Below are 23,558 nucleotides of genomic sequence, written 5' to 3' on the forward strand. Positions count from 1 at the left end.
GAAGTGGATGAATAGATAGATTCTATCATTCCGAGCTATTAAATTCCACCCACCTTGTTTAGAATTAATAACTTCCATGTGCACCGAAGAACGGGTGGATGTTACTTTTACAAGTTACTCCTTGTAAAATCCCTGTAAAATCACCAACTTTCCCCTTTTCATCCGTAAAAAAATAAGATATACTAAAGTATTGAAATTGTTATATCAAAAACATCAGAGAGAAAAGAAAGGCCGCAGGGCTTTTGAACATAGCTCTTGCAAATTGAGAAGAGAGTGTCTGAGAGAGAAAGGAAAGGGGAATCAGAAAAAATGAGTTTCATGGAAAAAATTTTTGGCGACCTGAACGCGAAGGAGGTAAAGAAGGTTGCTAAAATTGCGGATAAAGTTGAGGCTTATGACCAACAAATGCAGGAAATGTCCGATCAGCAGCTGCGAGATAAGACGGATGAGTTCAAAGAACGCCTGAAAAATGGCGAGACACTGGATGATATTTTGCCGGAAGCGTTTGCTGTATGCCGGGAAGCATCCGTAAGAAGTCTTGGAATGAAGCCGTTCCGTGTGCAGATCATCGGTGGTATTGTACTCCACCAGGGACGTATCGCCGAGATGAAAACCGGTGAAGGTAAGACGTTGGTGGCGACGCTTCCGGTATATTTGAACGCGCTGGAAGGCAAGGGCGTCCATGTTGTAACAGTCAACGACTATCTGGCAAAGCGAGATATGGAGTGGATGGGAAAACTCTATAACTTCCTGGGCCTGTCGGTAGGCTGCGTGATCCACGGTATCAGTGAAGAAGAAAGAAAAGCCGCCTATAACGCGGATATTACTTACGGTACAAATAACGAATACGGTTTTGACTATCTGCGGGACAACATGGTGCTTTACAAAGAAGACATGATGCAGAGGGAGCTTAATTTCGCCATTGTCGATGAGGTGGACTCCATTCTGATCGACGAAGCGAGAACGCCGCTGATCATTTCCGGAGAAGGCGGAAAATCCACAGATATGTATAAAACGGCGGATCGCTTTGTAAGAGATCTGCATGTGGATACGGATTTTACCATCGAAGAAAAGGAAAAGCAGGTTTCTCTGACCGAAGAAGGCGTCAGCAAATGTGAAGCCTACTTTGACGTAGAAAATTTTTCAGATCCGGAAAATATGGAAATCAATCACCATGTGCTGCAGGCCCTGAAAGCCAGGAACCTGATGAAGCGTGACGTAGACTATATTATTAAGGACGGGGAAATCATTATCGTTGACGAATTTACCGGTCGGCTCATGTTCGGAAGGCGTTACAGCGACGGGCTGCATCAGGCCATTGAGGCCAAAGAAGGGGTGTTGGTCCGCTCCGAATCAAGAACCCTGGCGACGATTACCCTGCAGAACTACTTCCGCATGTACCAGAAGCTGGCGGGGATGACCGGTACAGCTAAGACAGAGGAAGACGAGTTCCGCGATATCTACAACATGGACGTTGTAGTAGTGCCGACAAATCTGCCGATCATCAGAGAGGATCTGCAGGACGCGGTATACAGCACGGAAAAAGGCAAATATAAATCGATTGTGAACAAGGTAATCGCGGCCCATGAAACCGGACAGCCGGTTCTGGTCGGTACGGTTTCCATTGAGAAGTCGGAGATTATCGCTAACGCTCTGAAAAAGAGGGGGATTAAAAAGTTTAATGTCCTTAACGCTAAGCATCATGAGCAGGAGGCGGAGATTATCGCCGAAGCCGGACGTCTCGGAACGATTACCATCGCGACCAATATGGCAGGCCGTGGTACGGACATCATCCTGGGCGGAAACCCTGAATTTGAAGCGCGAAAGGAAATGAAAAAACTGGGATATGACGCTGAAACCATCGCCTTTGCCACCGGATTTGTACAGACCGAAGAACCGGAACTCCTGAAGGCGAGAGAAGAATTCAACCGGCTTCATGAGAAATATAAGGAAGAAAGAAAAGAAGAGCAGGAAAAGGTACGTGAACTGGGCGGGCTGTGCATCATCGGTACGGAGCGTCATGAATCCCGAAGAATTGATAACCAGCTTCGTGGACGTTCCGGAAGACAGGGTGACCCGGGTCGTACCCAATTCTGCATTTCTTTGGAGGATGAGCTGATGCGCCTGTTCGGCGGAGAAAAAATGCAGAGCGTAGTAAAACGTCTCGGCGTAGAAGAGGACGAGCCGATTGAGGCGAAGATGATTACCCGTTCCATTGAAGGGGCTCAGAAAAAGGTGGAAGGCCGCAACTTCTCCATCCGTAAATATGTACTCCAGTATGACAATGTTATGAACAAACAGCGTGAAATTATTTACGGAGAGCGCAAAAAAGTACTGTTCGGGGAAGACTTGCGGGACGATATTGTGAGCATGACTCACGAGTTGATCGATGAAATTGTAGAGCCGATTACTGTGGCTTCCCGCTTCTCAGAAGAATGGGATTTTGACGCCCTTAACGAGGGTCTGAAAAAGCTGTCGCCAAATTTCCGACCGCTTGAGTATTCGGAGGAAGAACGCAATGGACTGGGAGCGGAGAGTCTCAAGCAGGATATTTACGATCTGTTTGAAAAGCTGTACCAGGAAAAAGAAGAAGAAATCGGCGTAGACAAAATGCGTGAGATCGAGCGCATGATTCTGATTCGTGTTGTAGACAACAAATGGATGGATCATATTGACGCTATGGACCAGCTGCGGAACGGAATCGGCCTGCGGGCTCTGGGACAGCAGGATCCGGCTGCCGCTTACGCCCAGGAAGGTTTTGACATGTTCGAGCTGATGGTTCAGTCGATTAAAGAAGATACCGTTAAATTCTGCTACAGCGTAACGGTTCAGACCAGAACAGAGAGAAGAGACGTGATCGGCACCGGCAAGGAGCGGAAAGACGAATTTGTAGACGAAGGGCCGATTGTGGAAGAAGGAGAATTTCCGGAAGAGGGAGAAATTCCAGAACGGGAAGTCAAGCAGCAGCCTTATCGAAGAGAGCATCCGAAAATCGGAAGAAATGATCCGTGTCCATGCGGTTCGGGAAAGAAATATAAGAACTGCTGCGGCAGAAACGAATAAGAAGAAAGCGGGGGCTGTCCCATTCGGTAAATTCGGATGCGGACAGCCCCTTTAGTAACAAATGAGAAATTTCCTCATTTGTTGATAAATCGACTCAATCGTCGGATAAGAGAAACGAATGCCCTTCGGAAGTAACAAGGAGAGCACAGCTGGCGCGGGAGTTTTTTGAAACTTACGGGGACAAGGGCTGATCCGCACTTGAAAAACAGGGCCGCCATAAGGTATACTAAAGCATCGGGCCAAAAACAGGTTTTGGCTCAGAAAAAACAGAAAGAGGGTAGTGAATTATGATCGAACTGGATTCGATAAAATCCGAACTGCCGGGCCTGAAAGGCAAACTGAAAGAGGCAGGTGAGTCCCTTTGACCTGGCCGGTCTGAGGGAAACATTAAAAAGCCTGGATGAAAAGACACAGGCGGAAGGATTCTGGGAGGACCACGAGAACGCCCAGAAAGTGATGAAAGAGAAAAAGTCCATCGAAAATAAAATCGAAGAATACGAAGCGCTGGCCACGGAGATTGAAGACGTGGAAGTGCTGATTTCCCTTGCCGAGGAAGCGGATGACGCCTCTATGGTAAAGGAAATTACGGAAAGTTATGAAGCGGCGGCGGAAAAGCTGGAAGCTCTGCGGCTTGCCACGCTTCTGACCGGAGAATACGACAAAAATAACGCGATTATTTCTGTCCATGGAGGTTCCGGCGGGACCGACGCCAAGGACTGGGCGGAGATGCTGTTCCGCATGTATCTGCGCTGGGCGGAACGGAAGGGCTACAAAGTAAAGATCCTGGACTATCAGGAGGAAAAGGAAGGCGGCATCAACAGCGCTACCGCCCTGGTGGAAGGGGAGAACGCCTACGGGTATCTGAAAAACGAAAAAGGCGTCCACCGTCTTGTGCGGATTTCTCCCTATGACTCATCGGGAAGGAGACATACTTCCTTCGCGTCCATGGACGTAATTCCGGAAATTGACGATGACATGACCATTGAAATCGATCCCGACGATCTCCGGATCGACACCTTCCGATCCAGCGGAGCGGGCGGCCAGCATGTCAATAAGACGGACTCCGCGATCCGGATCACCCACATTCCGACGAACATCGTCGTTTCCTGCCAGAACGAGCGATCCCAGCACCAGAACCGGGAAACCGCCATGAAGCTGCTCATGTCAAAGCTGGTGGAACTCAAAGAACAGGAACATAAGGAAAATCTGAAAGAACTGCAGGGCGACTACAGCCAGATCACCTGGGGCAGTCAGATCCGATCCTATGTATTCCATCCGTATACGATGGTCAAAGACCACCGAACCGGCGCGGAAGTGGGAAATGTTCAGGCGGTGATGGACGGGGATCTCGACTACTTTATCAACGAAAAGCTCAAACAGAAAGAAAGGTAAACAAAGCTTTATGAACATCATCGAAACACTGGCAGGTGAATTTCATCTGAACCCCCAGCAGGTAGAGCATACGGTGGAACTGATTGATGAGGGGAACACCATCCCTTTTATCGCAAGATACCGGAAAGAAGTCACCGGGGGACTGTCCGACGTGACCCTTCGGGATCTGGATGAACGCCTCACCTACCTGCGAAATCTGGAAGACAGGAAGGAAGAAGTCATCCGCCTTATCGAGGAACAGGGAAAGCTGACCGAAGAACTGAAGGAAAAAATTCAGGAAGCCCAGGTTCTTCAGAGAGTGGAAGACCTGTACAAACCATACAAACAGAAAAAAGCGACCAGAGCGTCAAAAGCAAAGGCAAGAGGGCTGGAACCTCTTGCCCTTATCTTCCGGGCCCAGGAAAAGGAAGAAGGCAGTCCGGAGGACTTCGCGGCAGCCTTTGTCAGTGAGGAAAAGGAAGTGCCGGATGCGCAGGCTGCCATCGACGGCGCCAAGGATATTATCGCGGAAATGATTTCCGATGATCCGGAACTGACCGCGCAGGTGAGGGAAAAGACCCAGAACACAGGCCTGATCGTGACCGAAGCTCAGGATCCGGAAGAAAAAACGGTTTACGAAATGTACTACGAGTACCAGGAAGCCATCAAAAAAATTCCAAACCACCGGATTCTCGCCATCAACCGGGGAGAAAAGGAAAAGAAGCTGAAAGTCAAAGTTTCTGTGCCGGTGGAGGACATACAGGCGCTTTTGGAAAAAGCCGTCATTACAAACGCCAAATCCATTTTTACAGAGCTTCTGAAAGAGACGGTGGCCGACGCGTACAAGCGGCTGATGGCGCCGTCTGTTGAACGGGAAATGCGTAATATGCTTACGGAACGGGCGGAAACAGAGGCAGTAAAAGTCTTCGCTAAAAATACGGAAAAACTGCTGATGGTGCCGCCGGTAAAGGGCGCCCGCATTATCAGTATCGACCCGGGGTACCGGACCGGATGCAAAGTGGCGGTCATCAATGAAACCGGAAAGCTTCTCGCCTATACCACCGTTTACCCGACCCAGCCCAAAAATGATGTGGCGGGAACGGAGAAGGTGCTGAAAAAGCTGGCGGACAAATACAAGATCAATGTCATTGTCATCGGCAACGGTACCGGATCGAGAGAAACCGAGGAAGTGGTGGCGGACTTTATTAAAAAGAATCATCTGCCCATCAGCTACACCATCGTAAATGAAGCGGGAGCCTCCGTCTATTCGGCTTCCAAACTGGCGACCGAAGAGTATCCGGATCTGGATGTCACCACAAGAGGCGCCATGTCTTTAGGACGCAGGCTGCAGGACCCGCTAGCGGAGCTGGTAAAGATCCCGACTAAAAGTATCGGCGTAGGACAGTACCAGCATGATATCAATCAGGGGCTTTTGGAAGCGGCGCTGGACAATGTGGTGGAAGACTGTGTAAACCGGGTAGGAGTTGATCTCAATACCGCTTCCCCGTCTCTTCTTGCCCATGTGGCGGGGATTAACATGGGAATCGCGAAAAACATTGTCGCCTACCGGGAAGAACAGGGAGCTTTCACCAACCGGAAAGAGCTGAAAAAAGTTTCCAAGCTGGGCGAAAAAACCTTCAAGCAGTGCGCGGGCTTTATGCGGATTTCCGACGGAACCAATCCGCTGGACGCCACCTCCGTGCATCCGGAATCCTATCCGGCGGCGGAGGCTATGCTGGAAAAGCTGCACATTGACAAAGACGCCATTGCCCAAGGCGGCGCGGCGGATATTGAAGAAAAAATCAGTCTGCTTTACGCGGCGGACGAAAAGCCAAAACAGAGCGGCACCAGGAAAAAGGGTCTGGCGGCTCTGGCAGAACTGTCAAAGCCAAAGGAATCCCCGAAAAAGAATCTGGGGAAAGCTATCGAAAAGCTGTCCGCGGAACTGGATATCGGCGCCATGACGCTGAAAGATATCATTGAGGAAATCAAAAAGCCGGGAAGAGATCCCAGAGAAGACGCCCCTGCTGTTGTGTTCCGGAACGACGTCCGCAGCTTTGAGGATTTAAAGGTGGATATGGAGCTGACGGGAACGGTGCGCAATGTGGTGGATTTCGGTGCCTTCGTGGATATTGGAGTCAAAAATGACGGATTGGTCCACATTTCCCAGCTCAGCAACAAGTACGTCAAGCACCCTATGGATGTGGTTTCAGTCGGGGATACCGTAAAGGTAAAAATCATCAGTATCGACTATGAGAAGCAGAAAATCGGGCTGACCATGCGGCTGTAGATAGAGGCCAGTTGTATACAGTATTTATCCGTCAGCCTGGTTGTAATAAATCGTCAGACATGTTAGACTTTTTATAATTGGTGCAGGATTTGCACATTACGTCATTATAGAAAAGGAGACGAGAAAAATGCTATTTGAGACACTCAGTAATTTCTGGCAGGATACCGGTCTGGCGAATTTGGCATATCAGAATGTCATCATGATCGTGGTTTCGTTTATCTTTCTTTATCTGGCCATAAGACACGGGTTCGAACCGCTTCTGCTGGTGCCCATTGCCATGGGTATGTTATTGTCCAATCTGCCGATCAGCGGAATGTTCGTCGAGGGCGCGGAGATCACCTCCTCGAATCAGCTGCCGGATGTTGGAATCTTGACTGTGTTCTATGCATTAAAACCGATTATACCGTCGATTATTTTCCTGGGCGTAGGGGCTATGACGGACTTCGGGCCGCTGATCGCGAACCCGAAATCTCTGATCATGGGAGCCGCGGCGCAGCTGGGAATTTTCTTCGCGCTGTGCGCGGCGGTTTTGTTAGGATTTAACGCGCAGGAAGCGGCTTCCATCGGAATTATCGGAGGGGCTGACGGTCCGACCGCTATTTACCTGACAGGCAAACTGGCGCCGCATCTGCTGGGCGCGATCGCGGTGGCCGCGTACTCCTATATGGCGCTTGTGCCGATTATACAGCCGCCGATTATGAAAGCTCTTACCACGAAAAAAGAGCGTATGATTAAAATGGAGCAGTTGAGAGTGGTAAGCCAGAAGGAAAAGATTCTGTTCCCAATCGTTGTTACTGTCCTTGTGGTACTGCTTCTGCCGTCCGCGGCGCCGCTGATCGGCTTCCTGATGCTGGGGAATCTGTTAAAGGAATGCGGGCAGACGGATCGGCTGTCCGATACCGCGCAGAACGCGCTGATGAATATCGTAACCATTATGCTGGGGCTCGCGGTTGGAGCTTCCGCTACCGGAACCACCTTTATTAAAGCAGAGACTTTGAAGATTGTCGTGCTGGGTGTATGCGCCTTTGCGGTGGGAACTGCCGGCGGCGTGCTGATTGCGAAGCTGATGAATTTGTTTTTAAAGAAAAAGATCAATCCGCTGATCGGTTCCGCGGGCGTGTCGGCGGTACCGATGGCCGCTCGCGTATCTCAGAAGGTCGGGCAGGCGGATAATCCGGCAAACTTCCTGCTGATGCACGCTATGGGACCAAATGTGGCAGGCGTAATCGGCTCCGCGGTCGCGGCATCTGTCATGCTTTCTATGTTTGGCGGATACTGATTTTTAAAGGAATGAAAGACTCGTGCAGTGAAGCAGTGCTGTGTGAGTCTTTTTTTTCAGGAACAGACACGGGTATACAGCGGCAATCCGTATATCTTTATACAATCTTAATGCCGGAAGAGATACTTTTAATCCCGTTTTTATCCGGAGAAGGCTATAATAAAGGCAGGAAGTTTAAAAGAAGGGAAACCATAATGCGTAACTTTTACCACACAATAAGAAAAAAGCGGCTGTCTGTTATTATCCTTTATTTTGCGGCGTTCTTCATATCTTGTCTGTTCCTTGTTACTGCGCTGGAAATGCGGGCAAGCGCCAGCGGCGTTATGCTGGGATCCGCGATTTTGCTCTGGTGTATCGCCGTGGCTTTCGACGCGTTCTGCAAAGCCGAGGAGCGGAAAGAAAAAAGGAAGAAAAAGCAGCATGCCGCAGCAATAAAGAAAAACACGCCTGCGGCCTCACAGCTCGCGCATATGAACGATAAATATCGTGGCAGACGCGTGGCGGCCTGCAGAAAACGGTAATCCTCCATATCCTTGATGAAAAGAAGATAGCTGCCCTTGTAAAACGGGCGGCTATCTTTTATACTATTTCAAGGGAAAGCAGCCGATTAAAGGAGGAAAGAGGAGTGAAGCGGGAAGCCAGAGGAGAACTGAAAATCTTTTTCGGTTACGCGGCGGGCGCGGGAAAAACCTACGCGATGCTGGAGGAAGCGCGGGCTGTCGCGAAATCGGGCGTTGATGTGGTAGTTGGCGTGATCGATCCGCATACACGGCCGGAAACCATGGCGCTTCTTGAGGGGATGGAAGTCCTGCCGCCACTTAAGGCGGAAGGCGCAGCATCCGGTGAGTTTGATCTGGACGCTGCGCTGAAAAGAAAACCTGAGTTGATTCTCGTGGATGAACTTGCCCATACAAACGCGCGGGGACTGCGACATACAAAAAGATATTCGGATATTGAGGAACTCCTGAACGCGGGGATTCATGTTTTTACAACTGTCAATGTGCAGCATGTGGAAAGCCTGAACGACCTGGTGGCTTCGATTACTCAGGTTATCGTTGAGGAGCGGGTTCCGGATTCGATTTTTGATCGGGCCGAACAGCTGGAGTTGGTGGACATCGAGCCGGAAGAACTCCTGCAGCGCCTCAAAGATGGAAATGTTTATAAAGCGGGGCAGGCAGAGCGGGAACTGGCGCCTTTTTTTACTCCGGACAATCTGGTGGCGCTGCGGGAAATTTCGCTCCGCTACACGGCAGATCAGGTCAATCAGGAACTGGAGACGATCAAGAATTCCAGAACGGGCGGCAGCCGATACCAGTTGAACGAGCATATTCTGGTCTGTGTAGGGCCGTCGCCCAGCAGCAAAAAAGTAATACGTACCGCGGCCCGTATGGCGAGCGCGTTTCATGGCCGTTTTACCGCGATGTATGTGGAAACGCCGGATTTCGAAACCTTTTCTGACGAGATGAAAAAGCAGATTCACGAAAATCTTCATCTGGCGGAAATCCTCGGCGCAAAATTGACAACGACGTACAGCGATGATATTCCTTATCAGATTGTGGAATTCGCAAGGGTAAGCGGAATCTCCAAAATCGTAATCGGCAGGCAGAAACAGGCAAAAGGACTGAAACGCTTTTTTTCGGGAAATGCCGGATTTATCGATCGCATTCTCAGCCTGGCTCCGGATCTGGAAGTCTTTGTGATTCCGGATGAAGAACCGGATTTGCGACGGGAAGGTCTGCTCTCGTGGCGCGGCAGGAAGCTTTCATTTTCCATGAAAGATTTCTGCAAAACGGTTCTTATTATGGCCGCGGCGGCCGCTGCCGGGTTACTCTTTCAATACATGGGGATGCGGGACGCGAACGCGGTGACGATTCTGATTCTGGGAGTACTTGTTACAGCGAACCAGACGAACGGAAGAATTTACGGGGTAATGGCTTCTCTGGCGGGAGTACTGCTGTTTAACTTTTTTTTCATCAGTCCCCGATTTACATTGTACGCGAATGCTGAATACGCGGTTACGTTTCTTGTGATGCTCGCGGCAGCGCTTATTACAAGTACGCTGACCAGCAGAGCGCACAGCCAGGCCAGCGCTTCCGCTCTCAATGTATACCGCACGGATATTCTGCTGGATGCCGGCAGCCGCCTGCAGCACGCGGAGTCGCTGGATGAGATTGTGATTGAATCCGAACGGCAGATTTATAAAATCATGAAAAAGCCGGTTCTTTTTTACACTGTGGAAAAAGGCGAGATTGCCAATATCTACTCCTATGATTCCCAGCAGGAGCGGCCGGTGAACGAGCTTTATATGACCGGGGAAGAACAGGCTGTGGTAAAGTGGGTAATCCGGAATAAGAAAAAGGCAGGAAAGCGGACCGATACTCTGCCGGGCGCAAAAGCGTATTATATTCCGGTCAAGGACGGACATAACGAGGTGCTGGCTGTCGTCGGCTTGGTGCTGGACGATTCGGTTCCTCTGGAAGATATGGAGCGCTCCCTTCTTTCCGCGCTGCTAGGGCAAATCGCCTTTGCGCTGGAGAACTATTACAGTGAACGGAAAAAGCGGGAAACCGAAGTGGAGGCGGAGCGGGAACGGTTCCGCGCCAATCTGCTGCGATCTATCTCCCACGATCTGCGGACGCCTCTTACCAGTATTTCCGGCAGCGCCAGTTCCCTGCTGTCGACGGATTTCGCGCCCGAAACAAGAAAAAAGCTGACACAGGGGATCTACGAAGATTCTATCTGGCTCATCGAGCTGGTGGAAAATCTCCTGGCCATTTCCAGGTTTGACGGAGATAAAATCGAAGCCAGGAAGGAGCCGCAGCTTCTTGAGGAAGTCATTGAAGAGGCGATGAACCATATGACGCGGAAATCCATTGAGCATATTGTTTCCTCAGAAGTAGAAGATCCCCTGCTGATGGCGGAAGTAGATGTGACTCTGATCGTGCAGGTACTCGTGAACCTGATTAATAATGCTGTCGAATACACGCCTAAGGGATCGAAGATTCAGATACGGGCCTTTTCTGAAAATGGACAGGCGGTGGTGCAGGTCGCGGACGACGGAAACGGTGTCCCGGATTCTGAAAAAGAGGCGGTTTTTCAGATGTTCTACACTGGCGGCAGCCGGGAAAAAAGCGATTCCCGCAGGGGAATGGGACTGGGACTCGCTCTCTGCAAATCCATCGTGGAGGCGCATGGGGGCAGGATCTGCATCAAGGATAATGTGCCGCGCGGCGCGATTTTTGAATTTACATTACCACTGGCGGAGGTAAAGAATTATGAAAACTTCAATTCTAATCGTTGAGGATGATAAGGCAATCCAGAATCTGCTGTCAGCTACTCTGGACGCCAATTCCTATCAGTGCTTTACAGCGGAGACAGGAGAAAAGGCGATTTTCCTGGCAACTGCCAAAAATCCCGATATCCTGATCCTCGATCTGGGGCTGCCGGATATGGACGGAGTGGAGCTTATTACCCGGATTCGAAGCTGGTCCAGCTGCCCGATCCTGGTGGTGAGCGCGAGAAGCGAGGATCGGGATAAAATCACGGCGCTGGACGCCGGGGCGGACGACTATCTGACAAAGCCCTTCAGTATGGAGGAACTGCTGGCAAGACTTCGGGTGGCCCAGCGGAAAATCGCGGAATTGCGGAAAAACAGCGCAGCGGAATCTTCTGTTTTTCAAAATGGAGGTCTTACTATCGACTATGCCGCGGGAACAGTGGCGGTAGATGGAAAGCTGGTTCATCTGACGCCAATGGAGTACAAGCTGATCTGCCTGCTTACGAAAAACGTAGGCCGCGTTTTGACGCACAGCTATATTCTGAAAGAGCTATGGGGAGCTGCCTATGAGAGCGACGTCGCCTCCCTTCGGGTTTTTATGGCCACCCTGCGGAAAAAAATTGAGAAAAAGGGAGGGCCGAAGTATATCGAGACCCATGTGGGCGTGGGGTATAAGATGGTCCGGATGGAAGGATAATGCCATTGGGGGCGGGAAAATCGCAGCTGTAAAGCTGGAATGTTACAATACGTTGCTTGCGGCAACGGGCAGATCCTCATAGAATTGTTGTGATATCTAAACGAGGAGGGGATTTCTAATGTTGAACGAAAATCTGAAAGCTATCCGAAAATCAAAAGGCCTTTCACAGCAGGAACTGGCCATCAGGCTGAACGTGGTGCGTCAGACGATTTCAAAATGGGAGCAGGGATTGTCCGTTCCGGATTCGGATATGCTGCTTACTCTATCAGAAGCTCTTGAAACACCTGTAAGCGTTTTGCTGGGAGAAACGATTGAGCCGCCGAAGGCCGATGAGTTAAAAGTGATTTCGGAAAAGCTGGAACTCATAAATCTGCAGCTCGCGCAGAGGAAGCGCAGAAGAAGGAAAATGCTTCACTGGCTGTTTCTCTCACTGTGCGCGATCGCAGTAATGGGATTTGTGGTTTTGGCAGCATTGGGCAGCTCTTACCTGGGCTGGGATTATAGCGATCCTGAAACTGCCGTTGTGGGAGTGGCGTTTCATGGATTTGAGTGGGTCTTTGTAAGGGTGGCTCCGGTTATTTTCGCAGGGGCGTTCATCGGAAGCATCTTAACACTCGAAAGGAAGCAGTTTTGATTTTGGAGGGGGGCAGCATGCGTATCTGGCTTGATCTTATATTCAAAGCGGAAATTCAGAGGGTCGTTGACTGGAGCAAGATTGATAAAGAAGACTATCTGCTGGCTATGGAGCGCAGTCCGATTAAAGATATTGAAATCAAGCATCTGTTAAAAAATGCCTTGACCACAGTTATTATTATGAGGGATATAGTGAACTATCATTTTTTTGGGGCAGGAATTCGTAAAATGTGTACAAATATACTTGCAGAGCCTTTTTGTACACAACTGCGATTTCTGGCTTCCGGTCTTTTTCGGAGATTTGCCGTCAAATTTTGTCGATTTGAGTCGAATTAAGACTATTTATACATAATATCTTTTGATTATTCTAGCGACCCTTGCGGTTCCCTTCTCCACGGATAGAAAAATGTGTACACGTAAGCTGTTTTTTTCAAATTGTACCCGTTTCCTTTGAACAGAAAGAGCAGAACTGTGATTTCGAATGTATACAGATTCTTTTCCGCGAGGGGGAGACGGGAGCATGCGCGAGATGTAAAGAAAAGCCGGTATTTCGGCAGGAGCATCCCGGCTTTCACTTGGAGGCGGGGTATGATATAATGGAGAAAAGCCGAGAGAGGAGCATTCAGTGTGTTTTGTGTCGCAGTCTGTGATGATGAAAAAACGGTTTGCCAGCAAATCAAATCGTTTTTAGAGCCATATTGCAAGAAGGGCGAGTTTGAGGTACATATTTTCACTAGCGGAGAAGCGCTGTATGAGGCGGTTTCCGCGGGAACACGGTTTGATCTGATTTTCCTGGATATTGAACTGAAGCTGATGAGCGGCGTGGCGGTAGGCCAGAAGATCCGCGAAGAGCTTTGTGACGAGGAGGTTCACATTGTCTTTATTTCAGGAAAAACGGAATACGCCATGGAACTGTTCGCGATTCGCCCTCTGCATTTTCTGACAAAACCTTTTACGAGAAAGCAGATTATCGAAGTCCTGGAAAAGGCGATGCGTCTTTCGATCCGTTATCAGGACACCTTTGAATTTAAAATCGATCAGACCTATCATAAAATCCGCTACGGAGAAATCTGGTATTTTGAAAGCAAAGCCAGAAAGATTAGCTTGCATACAGAAAATGAGGAGTATCTTTTTTACGGCAAACTAAATCAGGTGGAAGATGCCACCGGGCATCATTTTCTGCGTATCCACCAGTCCTACCTTGTGAATCCGCAGTTTATCGCCTGTTATGAATATCATCAGGTACATCTTTTAAATTCCCGAACGCTTCCCATCAGCGAATCCTGCCGAAAACAGGTGAAACAGCAGCTGCTGCGAAAATGGAGCGATTTGTAAAAACATGAGGGTACCGCTTCGTATTTTTAGCAAATAAACAGGGTGTTTTTGACAAAGCGCTTTTTTCTGAATTGTGAAACTGCTACAATGAAAAACAGCGGCTGACAAAAAAGTGTGTAAGTGATGTTATAAGCGGCGGATAATAGGGGGAGAAACATTTGGATCTGGAACTGGTTATGTGCCTGGCAGGCAATTTATTTGGTATTTATATTATCAGCCGCTTCTTTTCGATTTTTTTCGAGACCGAGGGTTCTGAAAAAAGAAAATGGCTGAGATTTTTCTGTTATGCGTTTTACTATGCTTTCAACAGCATGGTTTCTTTTTATTTCCACGGGCCGCCGCCTTTCATTATTCTTTCGAATGTTTTCGGATGCCTGCTGGTTTCCTGGAGTTATAAAGGCAGCTGGAAGCACCGACTCTGCGCTGTGACACTGATTCTCGCGGTGGGAATTGTCTGTGAAGACGCGGTCTACTATTATCTGCGGAATCTCCATATAGAGTATCTGAGAATAATCTGCGTTCTTGTAACCAATTTTCTTTCATTCATGATTGTGCTTTTGCTGCAGAAAGCGATAGATTTAAGGCATGGAAAAGAATTTACATTTCTGGAATGGGTTGCGGTTATCGTAATCCCGGTATGCAGCCTGCTGATATCCATTGCCGTCCTGGATGAATGTAAAGATGAAATCACCGTGGTAATCGGCGGTCTCAGCATGATTCTGATAAATGTACTGCTGTTTTTTCTGCTGGATCGGATACAGGAAATGTATCGCAGTCAGTTAAGTTTCGCGCTTTTGGAACAGCAGAACCAGGCTTATGAAAGCCAGATGGATCTGCTGCGGGATTCAGAGGAAAAAATTTCCGCTCTCAGGCACGATCTGAAAAACCATTTTTTCGTGTTGAATCAGCTGGCAGAGCAGAATCAATGTGAGGAAATTGTCCGTTACATACAGGAACTGCAGACATTGGACGAAGGGCAGACCCAGATGGCGTCTACCGGAAACCCGGTGATCGACGGATTTGTGAATCTGAAATTAAACGAAGCCGCCGCTTTGAGCGCGGACATCAAAACAGAGCTGAATATTTCAGAAAACATGCCTATTGCGGCAAAAGATCTTATTATTATTTTAGGAAACCTTCTGGATAACGCGCTGCGGGCCCTGTCTCTTTGCGATACGGGACGCAAGCTTCTTACCATCCGTATGAGTCAGGAACGGGGCATCCTGTTAATCGAAGTGACAAATTCCTATAACGGGACAATTCACAAAGTCGGTACTGCGCTTCGGACAACCAAAGCGAAAAAAGACGGCCATGGAATCGGGCTGAAAAATGTCCAGCGGGTAGTAGACGAGTATCATGGACAGATGGAAATCGACTATACGGAAGATTTGTTTTCGGTGAGACTGGTGGTGTTTTTATGATTACAATTAAAAATCTCTGCAAAGCGTACGGCGATCATATCCTTTTTCAGAATTTGAATATGGAAATCCAATCCGGCGAATTCGTTGTTTTTTCCGGCCCCAGCGGTTGCGGGAAAACCACACTGCTGAACATGATCGGAGCCCTGGAACCTTTCGATGAAGGCGAAATTCTTGTTGATGGAATCGATATCAGCAGGAAGAAAAACAGACTGGACTATTTTAGCAGAAAAGTCGGATTTATTTTCCAGAATTTTGTCTTAATGGAGGAAAAGACGGTCAGGCAGAACCTGGAGATTATCCAGCAGAAAAACCGAACAAAGATTTCCATTGAGAAGGCTCTGGAGTTGGTAAAAATGGGGGACAAAGCCGACAGCAAGGTATACACTCTGTCAGGCGGTGAGCAGCAACGAGTGGCTCTGGCAAGACTGCTGGTAAAAAAGTGTTCTCTGATTTTAGCTGATGAGCCGACAGGTTCACTGGATCGTAGCAACGCGAAGCTGGTTATGGGTATTTTGAACATTTTAAACCACTATGGAAAAACAATGATTTTGGTGACCCATGATGAGGAAATCAAAAAACAGGGCGGGCGGATTATCGAACTGTAACGGAGACGGAGTGATCTATGGGAACTGTGAAATACATCATCAGCTTTCTGCTGATTGTCTTTATCACGCTGGCGATTGCCGAGGGTTACGTTCAGTATACCTTTTCCTTCAGCGCGGCTTATCCGGGGATTGTACTCAGAGAAGCTTCAGGGGAGCAACTGGAGAATCTGAGCCGGAAAGCAGGAGTGAAAATTTTCGCGGAAGAATATCGATTTGACGATATCTTTACACACCGGGTCAATCTGTATTGTTCAGAAGGAATGGAGAGGGTGCTGCGCCAGCGTTCTATGATCCGGGAAGGGTCCTGTAAAAGCCTGCTGTCCGGTGATACAGTAATTTCTATATTTCCCCTTGAGGAATTTGAGGCTCAAGGGAAAGCGACGGTCTATTATTTGCATGGATCGCGGGAGGATATGCGGCGGTTTTGCCAGGAAACAGGAGGGGAACCCTTTGAAACAGACGGCTCCCCGGAGGCGGAAAACCAGTATGTGATATACTGGATTTTTGCGTTGGGCGCCGCAGCGCTTCTGACCTTGTATCAGATTGCGTTACTGCGCAGAGAAGTGCTCCTGCGCATAATTTCCGGCCAGGATCTGCGACAGTTCATCCTCCGTCATGCGGCCAGAGAATTTATCTTTTACGGAGGCTGTTTTCTCCTTTTTCTCCTGCTGTTCAGCCTTCTGTCTTCCCCGGAATATTACCTGAAAAACACCGGACCATGGTTCTTCCTGCTGGCAGTGTGCAATGGGAGTTTGCACCTTCTGCTGCTGTTTACGGATTACAAAAAAGATATGTATATTGGAGTACGGGCGCGGCGGGTTCTCAAAGTCAGCTATGTGTATAAAGCCGTTGGAATTATCCTGACTCTCGCGGTCATCACGGGCTGCGTCCGGACCATCTCGGAGGCGGCGCCTTTTTACCAGCCAAAAGAGGTCTTTTCCCATTATAAAGACTATTCCTATTACCAGATGAATGTGGACAGCGACAGCGGCGACGGGGATCGGGCGGACAGACTGTGCCTGAAACTCTATCAGGAATATCTGCAGAAAAAGAAAACCTTTGCTATGGTGGAGCTGCAGGACCCGGGGTCCTATGATGCCAACTACATTTACGCGGACGCGGGGGCGCTGCCTTACTTGCGCGGGACGATTCCCGAACTTTCGAAAATGGATTTGCGGGAACAGACCGTATATCGAATTTCCCCTGCAAACTATGAAAAAACGGGAAACAAACAGGGCGACGCGTCACAGGAAGTCTTTGAAACCTATTATGACGGGCCGTATCAAATGAGAAACCTCACCTATGAAGAGGACGTGAAGCTTATAGCCTGTGACGGTTCTATGGGAAGCGTCGGCGTAGGGACAACAAAAATAAAGGAAAATCCGGTAATTCTCCTGAACCTGATTACCAGAGATACGGGAACTGTTGATCCCTATATCCTCCAGTCCGCGATGCTGGAAATTTCAGACGCGGAATGGGAAGCCTTCGCGGAAGAAAACGGCATCCGCCAGGAGCCGATTTATAAAACAAACGCCTGGGAGAATTATTTGAACCAGTGGAATGTAAAGAAAGGGAGCATTATTTTCAGCGCGGCGCTGATTGTGTGCATGTTCCTGATGGAGGGCATCCTCCTTTATCAGATCCTGAAATATGAGTTCTATGTCCGCGGCAGGGAACTGCTGCTGAAAAAACTGCACGGCTACTCATTCATCCGGCGTTACCGGGGACTTCTGACGCTGACCCTGATTTGCACAGCGGCAGGAGGCGGAGCCGTGTCCGTGTCCAACTATTTTCACTTTCGGGAACCGCCGGGGGCCATGGCTGCCGCGGCAGCAGGAGTTCTGCTGGTGGAGACTGCTCTGATCCTGTATCTGATCCGAAAGCTGGAACATAGGAATTTACAGCGTATTTTAAAGGGTGGCATGCTGTGAGGGCTGAAAGTGCTGTCTTTTTTTGCCATTTCTCATTTTTTGTGTGAAATCACTCTCTGGAATGTCAGAACGGAGGTATGGTACGATGAGAAACAGATATGAAAGTATTCATTTTGAAGTGTTTTTAAAAGAGCCGGAGCGAAAGCTGACCAGAGACGAGGAGCAGGCGTATCTTTCCCGTTTCTATCAGAGTATTGGAGAGAAAGAGCCTGCGGCGCCCTGTGTCATATCGCGGAGAAAGCCTGTACGGAGAATGCTCCTTGCAGTTGCGGCGCTGTGTGTGATAATGGCCTTTGGTGCGATTGCAGGCGCAGCGGGATGGCTGCGTCTGGGGGATGTCGAAGGCGATGAGACCGCCGCAGCACACGGTTCCTCTCTCCACAAAGCGGAGCAGGAGGTCTATAATTACGAAAAGGGTATTCCTCCGGAGGAATGGAGGAAAATAGACGATGAACAATGGGGAAAAGGAGCCTTTGAGGATACAGGAGTTTATGATGAAAGAACCCATTCTGTTACCTTCTGTGCTCCACAGAAGAAAATACAGAAAATTCTCGATCAGTATCATTTGGAATATGAACGAGTTCATTATTATGTGAATTCCGCGGAGGAAGCTTTCGCTGGCGCGGGAATCGCCAATATCCTGGGGGATTTTAAGGATATCAGGCAATTAAAACTGACGGGAAAAGACAAGTATTGTGGTTATTATATTTATACGGATCAGGGCTCTGTAAATCTGGTAGGAGGCGGCGAACAGGGAGAGGCATACTGGGAGCTTCATTTACAAAAACGGAACCTGTATAATGGACATCGTACTTTTCTGACTTCCGAAGACAAAAGAAAACCGGAATTTCGGGAATGGGATTTTGTCACAAAGGAAGGATATGCGGCCAAAGCGGCTTCCTATGTTGATACGATAGGCGATGAAGGTGAAAGTCCGCAGAAAGAGCGATATTTTCAGGCGATCGTCTTTACCGAAAACTATCAGGTGTTCCTTTTCTACGTGCTGGAATCATCTGCCCAGAATCTGTCCGACACGGAGTTTGAAAGTCTGGTGGGACAGCTGGATATTTCTCGGCTGCCATAAAAGGGCGGTGCCACTGGAGAAAAAACAGGTGTAACAAAAGGTAGTTTTCTCGATTTGTTACAATTTTTTCAACGGGTTCCGGCGACGAAATGAGCAAAAGCAGGCTTTCGCAGGGAAATTTTCGAAATCGGCGCCTTTTTGCGCGCTGGAACCCAGTTGTTTTTGGAAACAAATTGCGTGAATGCCGTTTTGTTTCCAACAGCGCGTGATACTCGGGAGCAGCGTCCTGCAGCCGGGAGCGTTTTTGAGGATAGAATGACAGTAAAAAACATCGGTTACATCATCAACATCATATTTAGCAAGCCTCTCTTTTCTCTTTTTTGAACCAATAACGCATCTTTCTTCGTCTTAATATATAGGAAGGAGGTGGAATCATGAGCCTTGTTCAATTAGATTTATTCTTGCGGCTGATAATGTCCCCATTACTTATAGTAACTGCAATTCTAATTATGATCAGTTCTATTAAGATGTGGAAAAAGTATCATCTTGATAAGACATTATGCTGTACAGTGCTTCTGGCTGGAATCGTACTTCTCGTAATAGGTGTGGCAGATTTCATTACAAATCCAGTCAGAAATATTTGACCATCAGAAATGGAGGAATAGCAATGAGTGGAATAGGAAACTATCCTGTATTACAATTAAGCATTTCAATACTAATAAGTATCGTAGCGATATTATTAATAATTTCCAGTATTACAATAAGAAAAAGATTCCAAAATCTGGATCGCATTTTTTCTGTTACGGTATTTTCAATAGGATTAACTATCCTGGTATTCAGTATTGTCAATTTCATAATGGAATCGATCGTCGAATTAAAGGTAGGTTAGCCTGGAAATAAAAGATGACATGTAGGAGATGAGACCAGAGAAATTCTTCGAAATCCATGGAGAACATTTTTATGAAAAAGATGGTGTGGAACTAAATAAAACCAGAGAGTATAGCCTATTTTTATCGTGAAAAATGTAAAATATTACATTTTTATGTCTTAAAAATATAGAATAGGGATATAATATATAGAGGTGTATGTCCGAAAGCAAGTACCGCTCATGGAGCCGGAGAGGACACCAAAAGAAAAAACGAAAAGAGGTAAATGTTATGTTAGAGCCAGGAACAAAAGCACCTGATTTTGCGCTCAGGGATCAGAACGGGCAAATACGTAAATTGACGGAATACAGAGGAAGAAAAGTTGTTTTGTACTTCTACCCCAAGGACAACACAGCAGGCTGCAGCAAGCAGGCGTGCGGGTTTGCGGAACTTTATCCCCATTTCCAGGAAAAGGATGCTGTTGTCATCGGGGTCAGCAAAGACAGCGTCGCTTCTCACAAACGGTTCGAGGAAAAATACAGCCTTCCCTTTACGCTGCTTTCGGATCCGGAACTGGAAGTTATCAAAGCCTATGATGTCTGGAAGGAAAAGAAAACTGCGGGAAAGGTGTCCATGGGCGTAGTTCGGACCACCTACCTGATCGATGAAGAGGGTATAATCCTGAAAGCATTTGGAAAAGTAAAAGCGGCGGATAACCCCGCTCAAATGCTGGAGGAACTGTAGATGAAAATTATCATTTCTCCCGCAAAGACGATGCGTGTTGACCGAGAGGCTTATGAAGTCAAGGGGCTCCCGCGCTTTTTGGAGGAAACCAGGATCCTGATGGAAGCGATTAAAAAGCTTTCCTTTGATGAGGCAAAGCGTCTGTGGAAGTGCAGCGATAAGCTGACAGAGCTGAATGTTCAGCGTTTTGCGGAAATGGATCTGGAGAAGGCATTGACGCCGGCGGTGTTCTCTTATGAGGGACTTCAGTACCAAAACATGGGACCCGGAGTCTTTTCCTGCGGAGCGCTTACATACATCGGAGCGCGTCTGCGAATATTGTCCGGGTTTTACGGCATCCTCGGGCCCTTTGACGGCGTGGTCCCTTACCGCCTTGAAATGCAGGCCAAGCTTTCTGTAGACGGATGTAAGGAGCTTTACCAATTCTGGGGCGGAAAGATTTATGAAGCCATCGCAGATGAGTGCGGCGAAACGGAACCTTTTACGATTTTAAATCTGGCGTCAAAAGAGTATTCTCAGGTGATAGAACCCTATGTCGGTCCGGAATGCAGATTTGTGACCGTAGATTTTGGAGAACTGGTCGGCGGTAAAGTGAAGCAGAAAGCGACTCCGGCCAAAATGGCCCGCGGAGATATGGTAAGATTTTTAGCGGAAGGCAATATCACAGATGTGGAAGGAGTTAAGAACTATACCGGGTTCGGATTTCAATATTCGGAAGAGTTATCGGAGCGGGACAGACTGGTTTTCGTCAAATAGAAGAGAGAGCATCTGCTTTTATCAATATTGAGCTGAAGAGTTATGTGCGGATGGAGTTGAAAACAGGGAAACTGGCTTTGGGATTTTGTTATTTCAATTCTTGTTCTAAATTATGGAAATATTCCGTGTCAAAGAAATCCGTCAGGGAAATATTCAGGCCGTCACAGAGCTTTTTCAGAGTAACAATTCCGGAATTTTGACTTTCCCCATTCATAATGCTTTTGATCGTAGACTGGGAGACTCCCGCACAATAACTCAGCCCATTGCAAGTGAGTTCACGTTCCTGGCATAATTCTTCGATTCTTTTGATAACGGCCTCATAGGTATTCATTCATGCGACGCTCCTTTCCTATTCATAAGGATATTTTACAAAAGACATTTAGCCATTACATATTGTATCACTCCGCTTTGAGGCTTTCGGGCAAACAAGGCGTGCGGCTCGGGCGAGATGTTTGCCCGGGAGAAAGAAATTCGCTGCCAGAAAGCGCGGGTGGGCAAACAAGCGCCAGATTTCAGATAAGATGTTCGCCCGCAGGAGGCGACCCGACTCCACTTTAAGGCTTTTTGGGCGAACAAGGTGTGTGGCCCGGGCGAGATGTTCGCCCGGCAGAAATCAAGAAAAAATTTTCTGAAAAAATTAGCACTCACCTCTTGACAGTGCTAACAAAAAGAGTTAATATATAATTGTTCCAAAAGGGGGAACAAAGAAAAACGAAAAGAACATCAAAGATGTTGAGGAGGGATGACATATGTTGATGATGCCTAGAAGAAATTTTGGTTTTGATTTGTTTGATGAAATGTTCAAAGACCCGTTCTTCAGCGGAATGGACAGTAAAAATGGGATGATGAAGACGGACATTAAAGAACAGGACGGCGCGTACCTGATGGATATCGACCTTCCGGGGTTCCAGAAAGAAGATATTAACGCCGAGCTGCACGATGGATACATGACCATCACCGCACAGAAGAATGAATCCAACGACAGAAAAGATGAGGATGGAAACTACATTCACAGGGAACGCTACAGCGGGAGCTGCTCTAGAACCTTCTATGTAGGAGAAGGCGTAACAGAGGAAGATATTAAAGCGTCTTTCAAAGATGGAACCCTGCATCTTGCGATTCCGAAAGAAGAACCAAAGAAACTGGAAGAACAGAAAAAGCTGATTTCCATAGAATAACTCAAGATAAAAACGGGAGCCTACGGGTTCCCGTTTTTGTTTGCCCATGGAAAGGACAGGAAATGGAAACGCGAACATCTTCGGCTGTTCGGAGGTGCAAGTGCGAATTTCATCGAAAATACAGCCGAAACAAGGAGTTTTTACAGAAAAAAGCAGGAAATTGAATCATTTCAGCTTGAAAAACGCAATTATTTTTCTATATTATGATCTTTGTTCGCGCCTCGCGACGCCTGCATGGAATTCCCGGGAATTTGTTCGCGCCCCGCGACACCTGTTTGAATCTTATGGGCATTTGTTCGCGCGCGCCCTGTGAACATGGTTAGGCAGCTTTTCATTATTTCCGACCGTTACCGGAAAACGGTCCCTTTCACCCATTGCAAAACATTTCCGGCGCCGCTATAATAATATCCAGTACAGAAAAAGGAGAAAACCGATGCAGAAAATCGATACGGTAATATTTGACTTTGACGGAACGGTCATGGATACCAACAACGTAATTTTAAACTCCTGGCAGCATACCTTCCGCACGCTGGAAAACAGAGAGGAAAAGCCGGAGACGATTATAAAGACCTTCGGAGAGCCCCTGGAACTGACCATGAAAAACTTTTTCCCGGATGTTCCGGTGGAAGAATCCATCGCCATATACAGAAGCTACCATTACGATAATTTTGGAAAGCTGATTTCTGTTTTTCCCGGTATGAAAGAGTTGATCCGGGAATTAAAGGACAAAAACTACAAGCTGGGACTTGTGACTTCCCGGCTGAGGAAGACAACGATGCAGGGGCTGGAGGCTTATGGCCTTCTTCCGTATTTTGAAGTAATTGTAACGGCCGACGATACGACAAAACACAAGCCGGATCCGGAACCCCTTAACATTGCCCTGGAAAAGCTGGGGGCAGCGCCGGAAAATAGCGTCATGGTAGGGGACACCATGTTTGACATTCTGTGCGCGAGACACGCGGGAGTGAAGTCCGTGCTGGTAAGTTGGTCCATGGCAGTCACGGAGGAAGAAAAAAACGGGCCGGACAGACCCGACTATATCATTGAAAAAGCAGAAGATTTGAAAGAGATTCTCTAACAGAAAAAAG

The 23,558-nt window shown here is 47.9% G+C and carries 19 protein-coding genes; 18 read left to right on the forward strand and 1 reads right to left on the reverse strand.

Going from position 1 to position 23,558, the window contains the following annotated elements; all coding sequences use genetic code 11:
* Nucleotides 1-309: 309 nt before the first annotated feature.
* The 16 genes from secA to yaaA all read left to right on the forward strand — a co-directional run bounded on the left by secA (nt 310) and on the right by yaaA (nt 21,292).
* On the forward strand, nt 310-3,063 hold the full coding sequence (secA, locus tag H9L42_RS05700; RefSeq protein ID WP_187302427.1) for a preprotein translocase subunit SecA: 2,754 nt from the start codon (nt 310-312) through the stop codon (nt 3,061-3,063).
* Nucleotides 3,064-3,350: 287 nt separating this feature from the next.
* Nucleotides 3,351-4,455, forward strand: a protein-coding gene (gene prfB, locus H9L42_RS05705) for a peptide chain release factor 2 (protein ID WP_187302428.1) whose coding sequence is annotated in 2 segments (ribosomal slippage) — nt 3,351-3,425 and nt 3,427-4,455 — 1,104 coding nt in all. Because the reading frame shifts where the segments join, the coding sequence is not laid out codon by codon here.
* Nucleotides 4,456-4,465: 10 nt separating this feature from the next.
* Nucleotides 4,466-6,724 (forward strand): Tex family protein, encoded by a 2,259-nt coding sequence (locus H9L42_RS05710; protein WP_187302429.1) that lies wholly within the window; start codon nt 4,466-4,468, stop codon nt 6,722-6,724.
* A 127-nt stretch (nt 6,725-6,851) separates the two neighbouring features.
* Entirely contained in the window at nt 6,852-8,003 is a 1,152-nt protein-coding gene (locus H9L42_RS05715; protein WP_187302430.1) for a sodium ion-translocating decarboxylase subunit beta, read from the forward strand.
* 194 nt (nt 8,004-8,197) lie between these two features.
* Complete coding sequence (locus H9L42_RS05720; RefSeq protein ID WP_187302431.1) at nt 8,198-8,524, forward strand: hypothetical protein; 327 nt, start codon at nt 8,198-8,200, stop codon at nt 8,522-8,524.
* Between the two features lie 104 nt (nt 8,525-8,628).
* The gene (locus H9L42_RS05725) at nt 8,629-11,304 is read left to right on the forward strand and encodes an ATP-binding protein (protein WP_207734927.1); all 2,676 of its coding nucleotides are present in this window, start codon (nt 8,629-8,631) and stop codon (nt 11,302-11,304) included.
* A complete protein-coding gene (locus tag H9L42_RS05730) occupies nt 11,279-11,977 on the forward strand; it encodes a response regulator (RefSeq protein ID WP_207734928.1) in 699 nt (232 codons plus the stop codon). The genes H9L42_RS05725 and H9L42_RS05730 overlap by 26 nt, the downstream gene beginning before the upstream one ends.
* 118 nt (nt 11,978-12,095) lie before the next feature.
* On the forward strand, nt 12,096-12,611 hold the full coding sequence (locus H9L42_RS05735; protein ID WP_187302432.1) for a helix-turn-helix domain-containing protein: 516 nt from the start codon (nt 12,096-12,098) through the stop codon (nt 12,609-12,611).
* Nucleotides 12,612-12,628: 17 nt separating this feature from the next.
* The gene (locus H9L42_RS17435) at nt 12,629-12,946 is read left to right on the forward strand and encodes a hypothetical protein (protein WP_465270649.1); all 318 of its coding nucleotides are present in this window, start codon (nt 12,629-12,631) and stop codon (nt 12,944-12,946) included.
* 291 nt (nt 12,947-13,237) lie between these two features.
* The gene (locus H9L42_RS17260; RefSeq protein WP_187302433.1) at nt 13,238-13,945 is read left to right on the forward strand and encodes a LytTR family transcriptional regulator DNA-binding domain-containing protein; all 708 of its coding nucleotides are present in this window, start codon (nt 13,238-13,240) and stop codon (nt 13,943-13,945) included.
* A 158-nt stretch (nt 13,946-14,103) separates the two neighbouring features.
* Nucleotides 14,104-15,366, forward strand: a complete 1,263-nt coding sequence (locus H9L42_RS05750; RefSeq protein WP_187302434.1) for a sensor histidine kinase — start codon at nt 14,104-14,106, stop codon at nt 15,364-15,366.
* Complete coding sequence (locus H9L42_RS05755; protein WP_187302435.1) at nt 15,363-15,971, forward strand: ABC transporter ATP-binding protein; 609 nt, start codon at nt 15,363-15,365, stop codon at nt 15,969-15,971. The genes H9L42_RS05750 and H9L42_RS05755 overlap by 4 nt, the downstream gene beginning before the upstream one ends.
* A 17-nt stretch (nt 15,972-15,988) precedes the next feature.
* A complete protein-coding gene (locus tag H9L42_RS05760; RefSeq protein WP_187302436.1) occupies nt 15,989-17,902 on the forward strand; it encodes a DUF1430 domain-containing protein in 1,914 nt (637 codons plus the stop codon).
* Between the two features lie 85 nt (nt 17,903-17,987).
* Complete coding sequence (locus H9L42_RS05765; RefSeq protein ID WP_187302437.1) at nt 17,988-18,986, forward strand: hypothetical protein; 999 nt, start codon at nt 17,988-17,990, stop codon at nt 18,984-18,986.
* A gap of 1,097 nt (nt 18,987-20,083) precedes the next feature.
* Nucleotides 20,084-20,536: a peroxiredoxin gene (locus H9L42_RS05770; RefSeq protein ID WP_187302438.1), complete on the forward strand. Its 453-nt coding sequence runs from the start codon at nt 20,084-20,086 to the stop codon at nt 20,534-20,536.
* On the forward strand, nt 20,537-21,292 hold the full coding sequence (gene yaaA / locus H9L42_RS05775) for a peroxide stress protein YaaA (protein ID WP_187302439.1): 756 nt from the start codon (nt 20,537-20,539) through the stop codon (nt 21,290-21,292). It begins immediately after the preceding gene.
* A gap of 88 nt (nt 21,293-21,380) precedes the next feature.
* Here the strand turns inward: yaaA and H9L42_RS05780 are convergent, their stop codons facing one another.
* The gene (locus H9L42_RS05780) at nt 21,381-21,623 is read right to left on the reverse strand and encodes a helix-turn-helix domain-containing protein (RefSeq protein ID WP_187302440.1); all 243 of its coding nucleotides are present in this window, start codon (nt 21,621-21,623) and stop codon (nt 21,381-21,383) included.
* 418 nt (nt 21,624-22,041) lie between these two features.
* Here H9L42_RS05780 and H9L42_RS05785 point away from each other — a divergent pair, with 418 nt between their 5' ends.
* Entirely contained in the window at nt 22,042-22,470 is a 429-nt protein-coding gene (locus tag H9L42_RS05785) for an Hsp20/alpha crystallin family protein (RefSeq protein ID WP_187302441.1), read from the forward strand.
* Between the two features lie 433 nt (nt 22,471-22,903).
* Nucleotides 22,904-23,548, forward strand: a complete 645-nt coding sequence (locus H9L42_RS05790; RefSeq protein WP_187302442.1) for an HAD family hydrolase — start codon at nt 22,904-22,906, stop codon at nt 23,546-23,548.
* The last annotated feature ends 10 nt before the right edge of the window (nt 23,549-23,558 follow it).

Origin of the sequence: Zhenpiania hominis (assembly GCF_014333425.1) — a bacterium.
In the GTDB taxonomy this organism is placed as follows: Bacteria; Bacillota; Clostridia; order Peptostreptococcales; family Anaerovoracaceae; genus Hominibacterium; species Hominibacterium hominis.

Excerpts from the sequence above, each read along its gene's own strand:
- H9L42_RS05715 (WP_187302430.1), top strand. The coding sequence starts at position 6,852 with ATGCTATTTGAGACACTCAGTAATTTCTGGCAGGATACCGGTCTGGCG.
- H9L42_RS05735 (WP_187302432.1), top strand. The coding sequence starts at position 12,096 with ATGTTGAACGAAAATCTGAAAGCTATCCGAAAATCAAAAGGCCTTTCA.
- yaaA (WP_187302439.1), top strand. The coding sequence starts at position 20,537 with ATGAAAATTATCATTTCTCCCGCAAAGACGATGCGTGTTGACCGAGAG.
- H9L42_RS05790 (WP_187302442.1), top strand. The coding sequence starts at position 22,904 with ATGCAGAAAATCGATACGGTAATATTTGACTTTGACGGAACGGTCATG.
- H9L42_RS05710 (WP_187302429.1), top strand. The coding sequence starts at position 4,466 with ATGAACATCATCGAAACACTGGCAGGTGAATTTCATCTGAACCCCCAG.
- H9L42_RS05785 (WP_187302441.1), top strand. The coding sequence starts at position 22,042 with ATGTTGATGATGCCTAGAAGAAATTTTGGTTTTGATTTGTTTGATGAA.
- H9L42_RS05720 (WP_187302431.1), top strand. The coding sequence starts at position 8,198 with ATGCGTAACTTTTACCACACAATAAGAAAAAAGCGGCTGTCTGTTATT.
- H9L42_RS05770 (WP_187302438.1), top strand. The coding sequence starts at position 20,084 with ATGTTAGAGCCAGGAACAAAAGCACCTGATTTTGCGCTCAGGGATCAG.
- H9L42_RS05765 (WP_187302437.1), top strand. The coding sequence starts at position 17,988 with ATGAGAAACAGATATGAAAGTATTCATTTTGAAGTGTTTTTAAAAGAG.
- H9L42_RS05760 (WP_187302436.1), top strand. The coding sequence starts at position 15,989 with ATGGGAACTGTGAAATACATCATCAGCTTTCTGCTGATTGTCTTTATC.
- H9L42_RS17435 (WP_465270649.1), top strand. The coding sequence starts at position 12,629 with ATGCGTATCTGGCTTGATCTTATATTCAAAGCGGAAATTCAGAGGGTC.
- H9L42_RS05730 (WP_207734928.1), top strand. The coding sequence starts at position 11,279 with ATGAAAACTTCAATTCTAATCGTTGAGGATGATAAGGCAATCCAGAAT.
- secA (WP_187302427.1), top strand. The coding sequence starts at position 310 with ATGAGTTTCATGGAAAAAATTTTTGGCGACCTGAACGCGAAGGAGGTA.
- H9L42_RS05755 (WP_187302435.1), top strand. The coding sequence starts at position 15,363 with ATGATTACAATTAAAAATCTCTGCAAAGCGTACGGCGATCATATCCTT.
- H9L42_RS05780 (WP_187302440.1), bottom strand. The coding sequence starts at position 21,623 with ATGAATACCTATGAGGCCGTTATCAAAAGAATCGAAGAATTATGCCAG.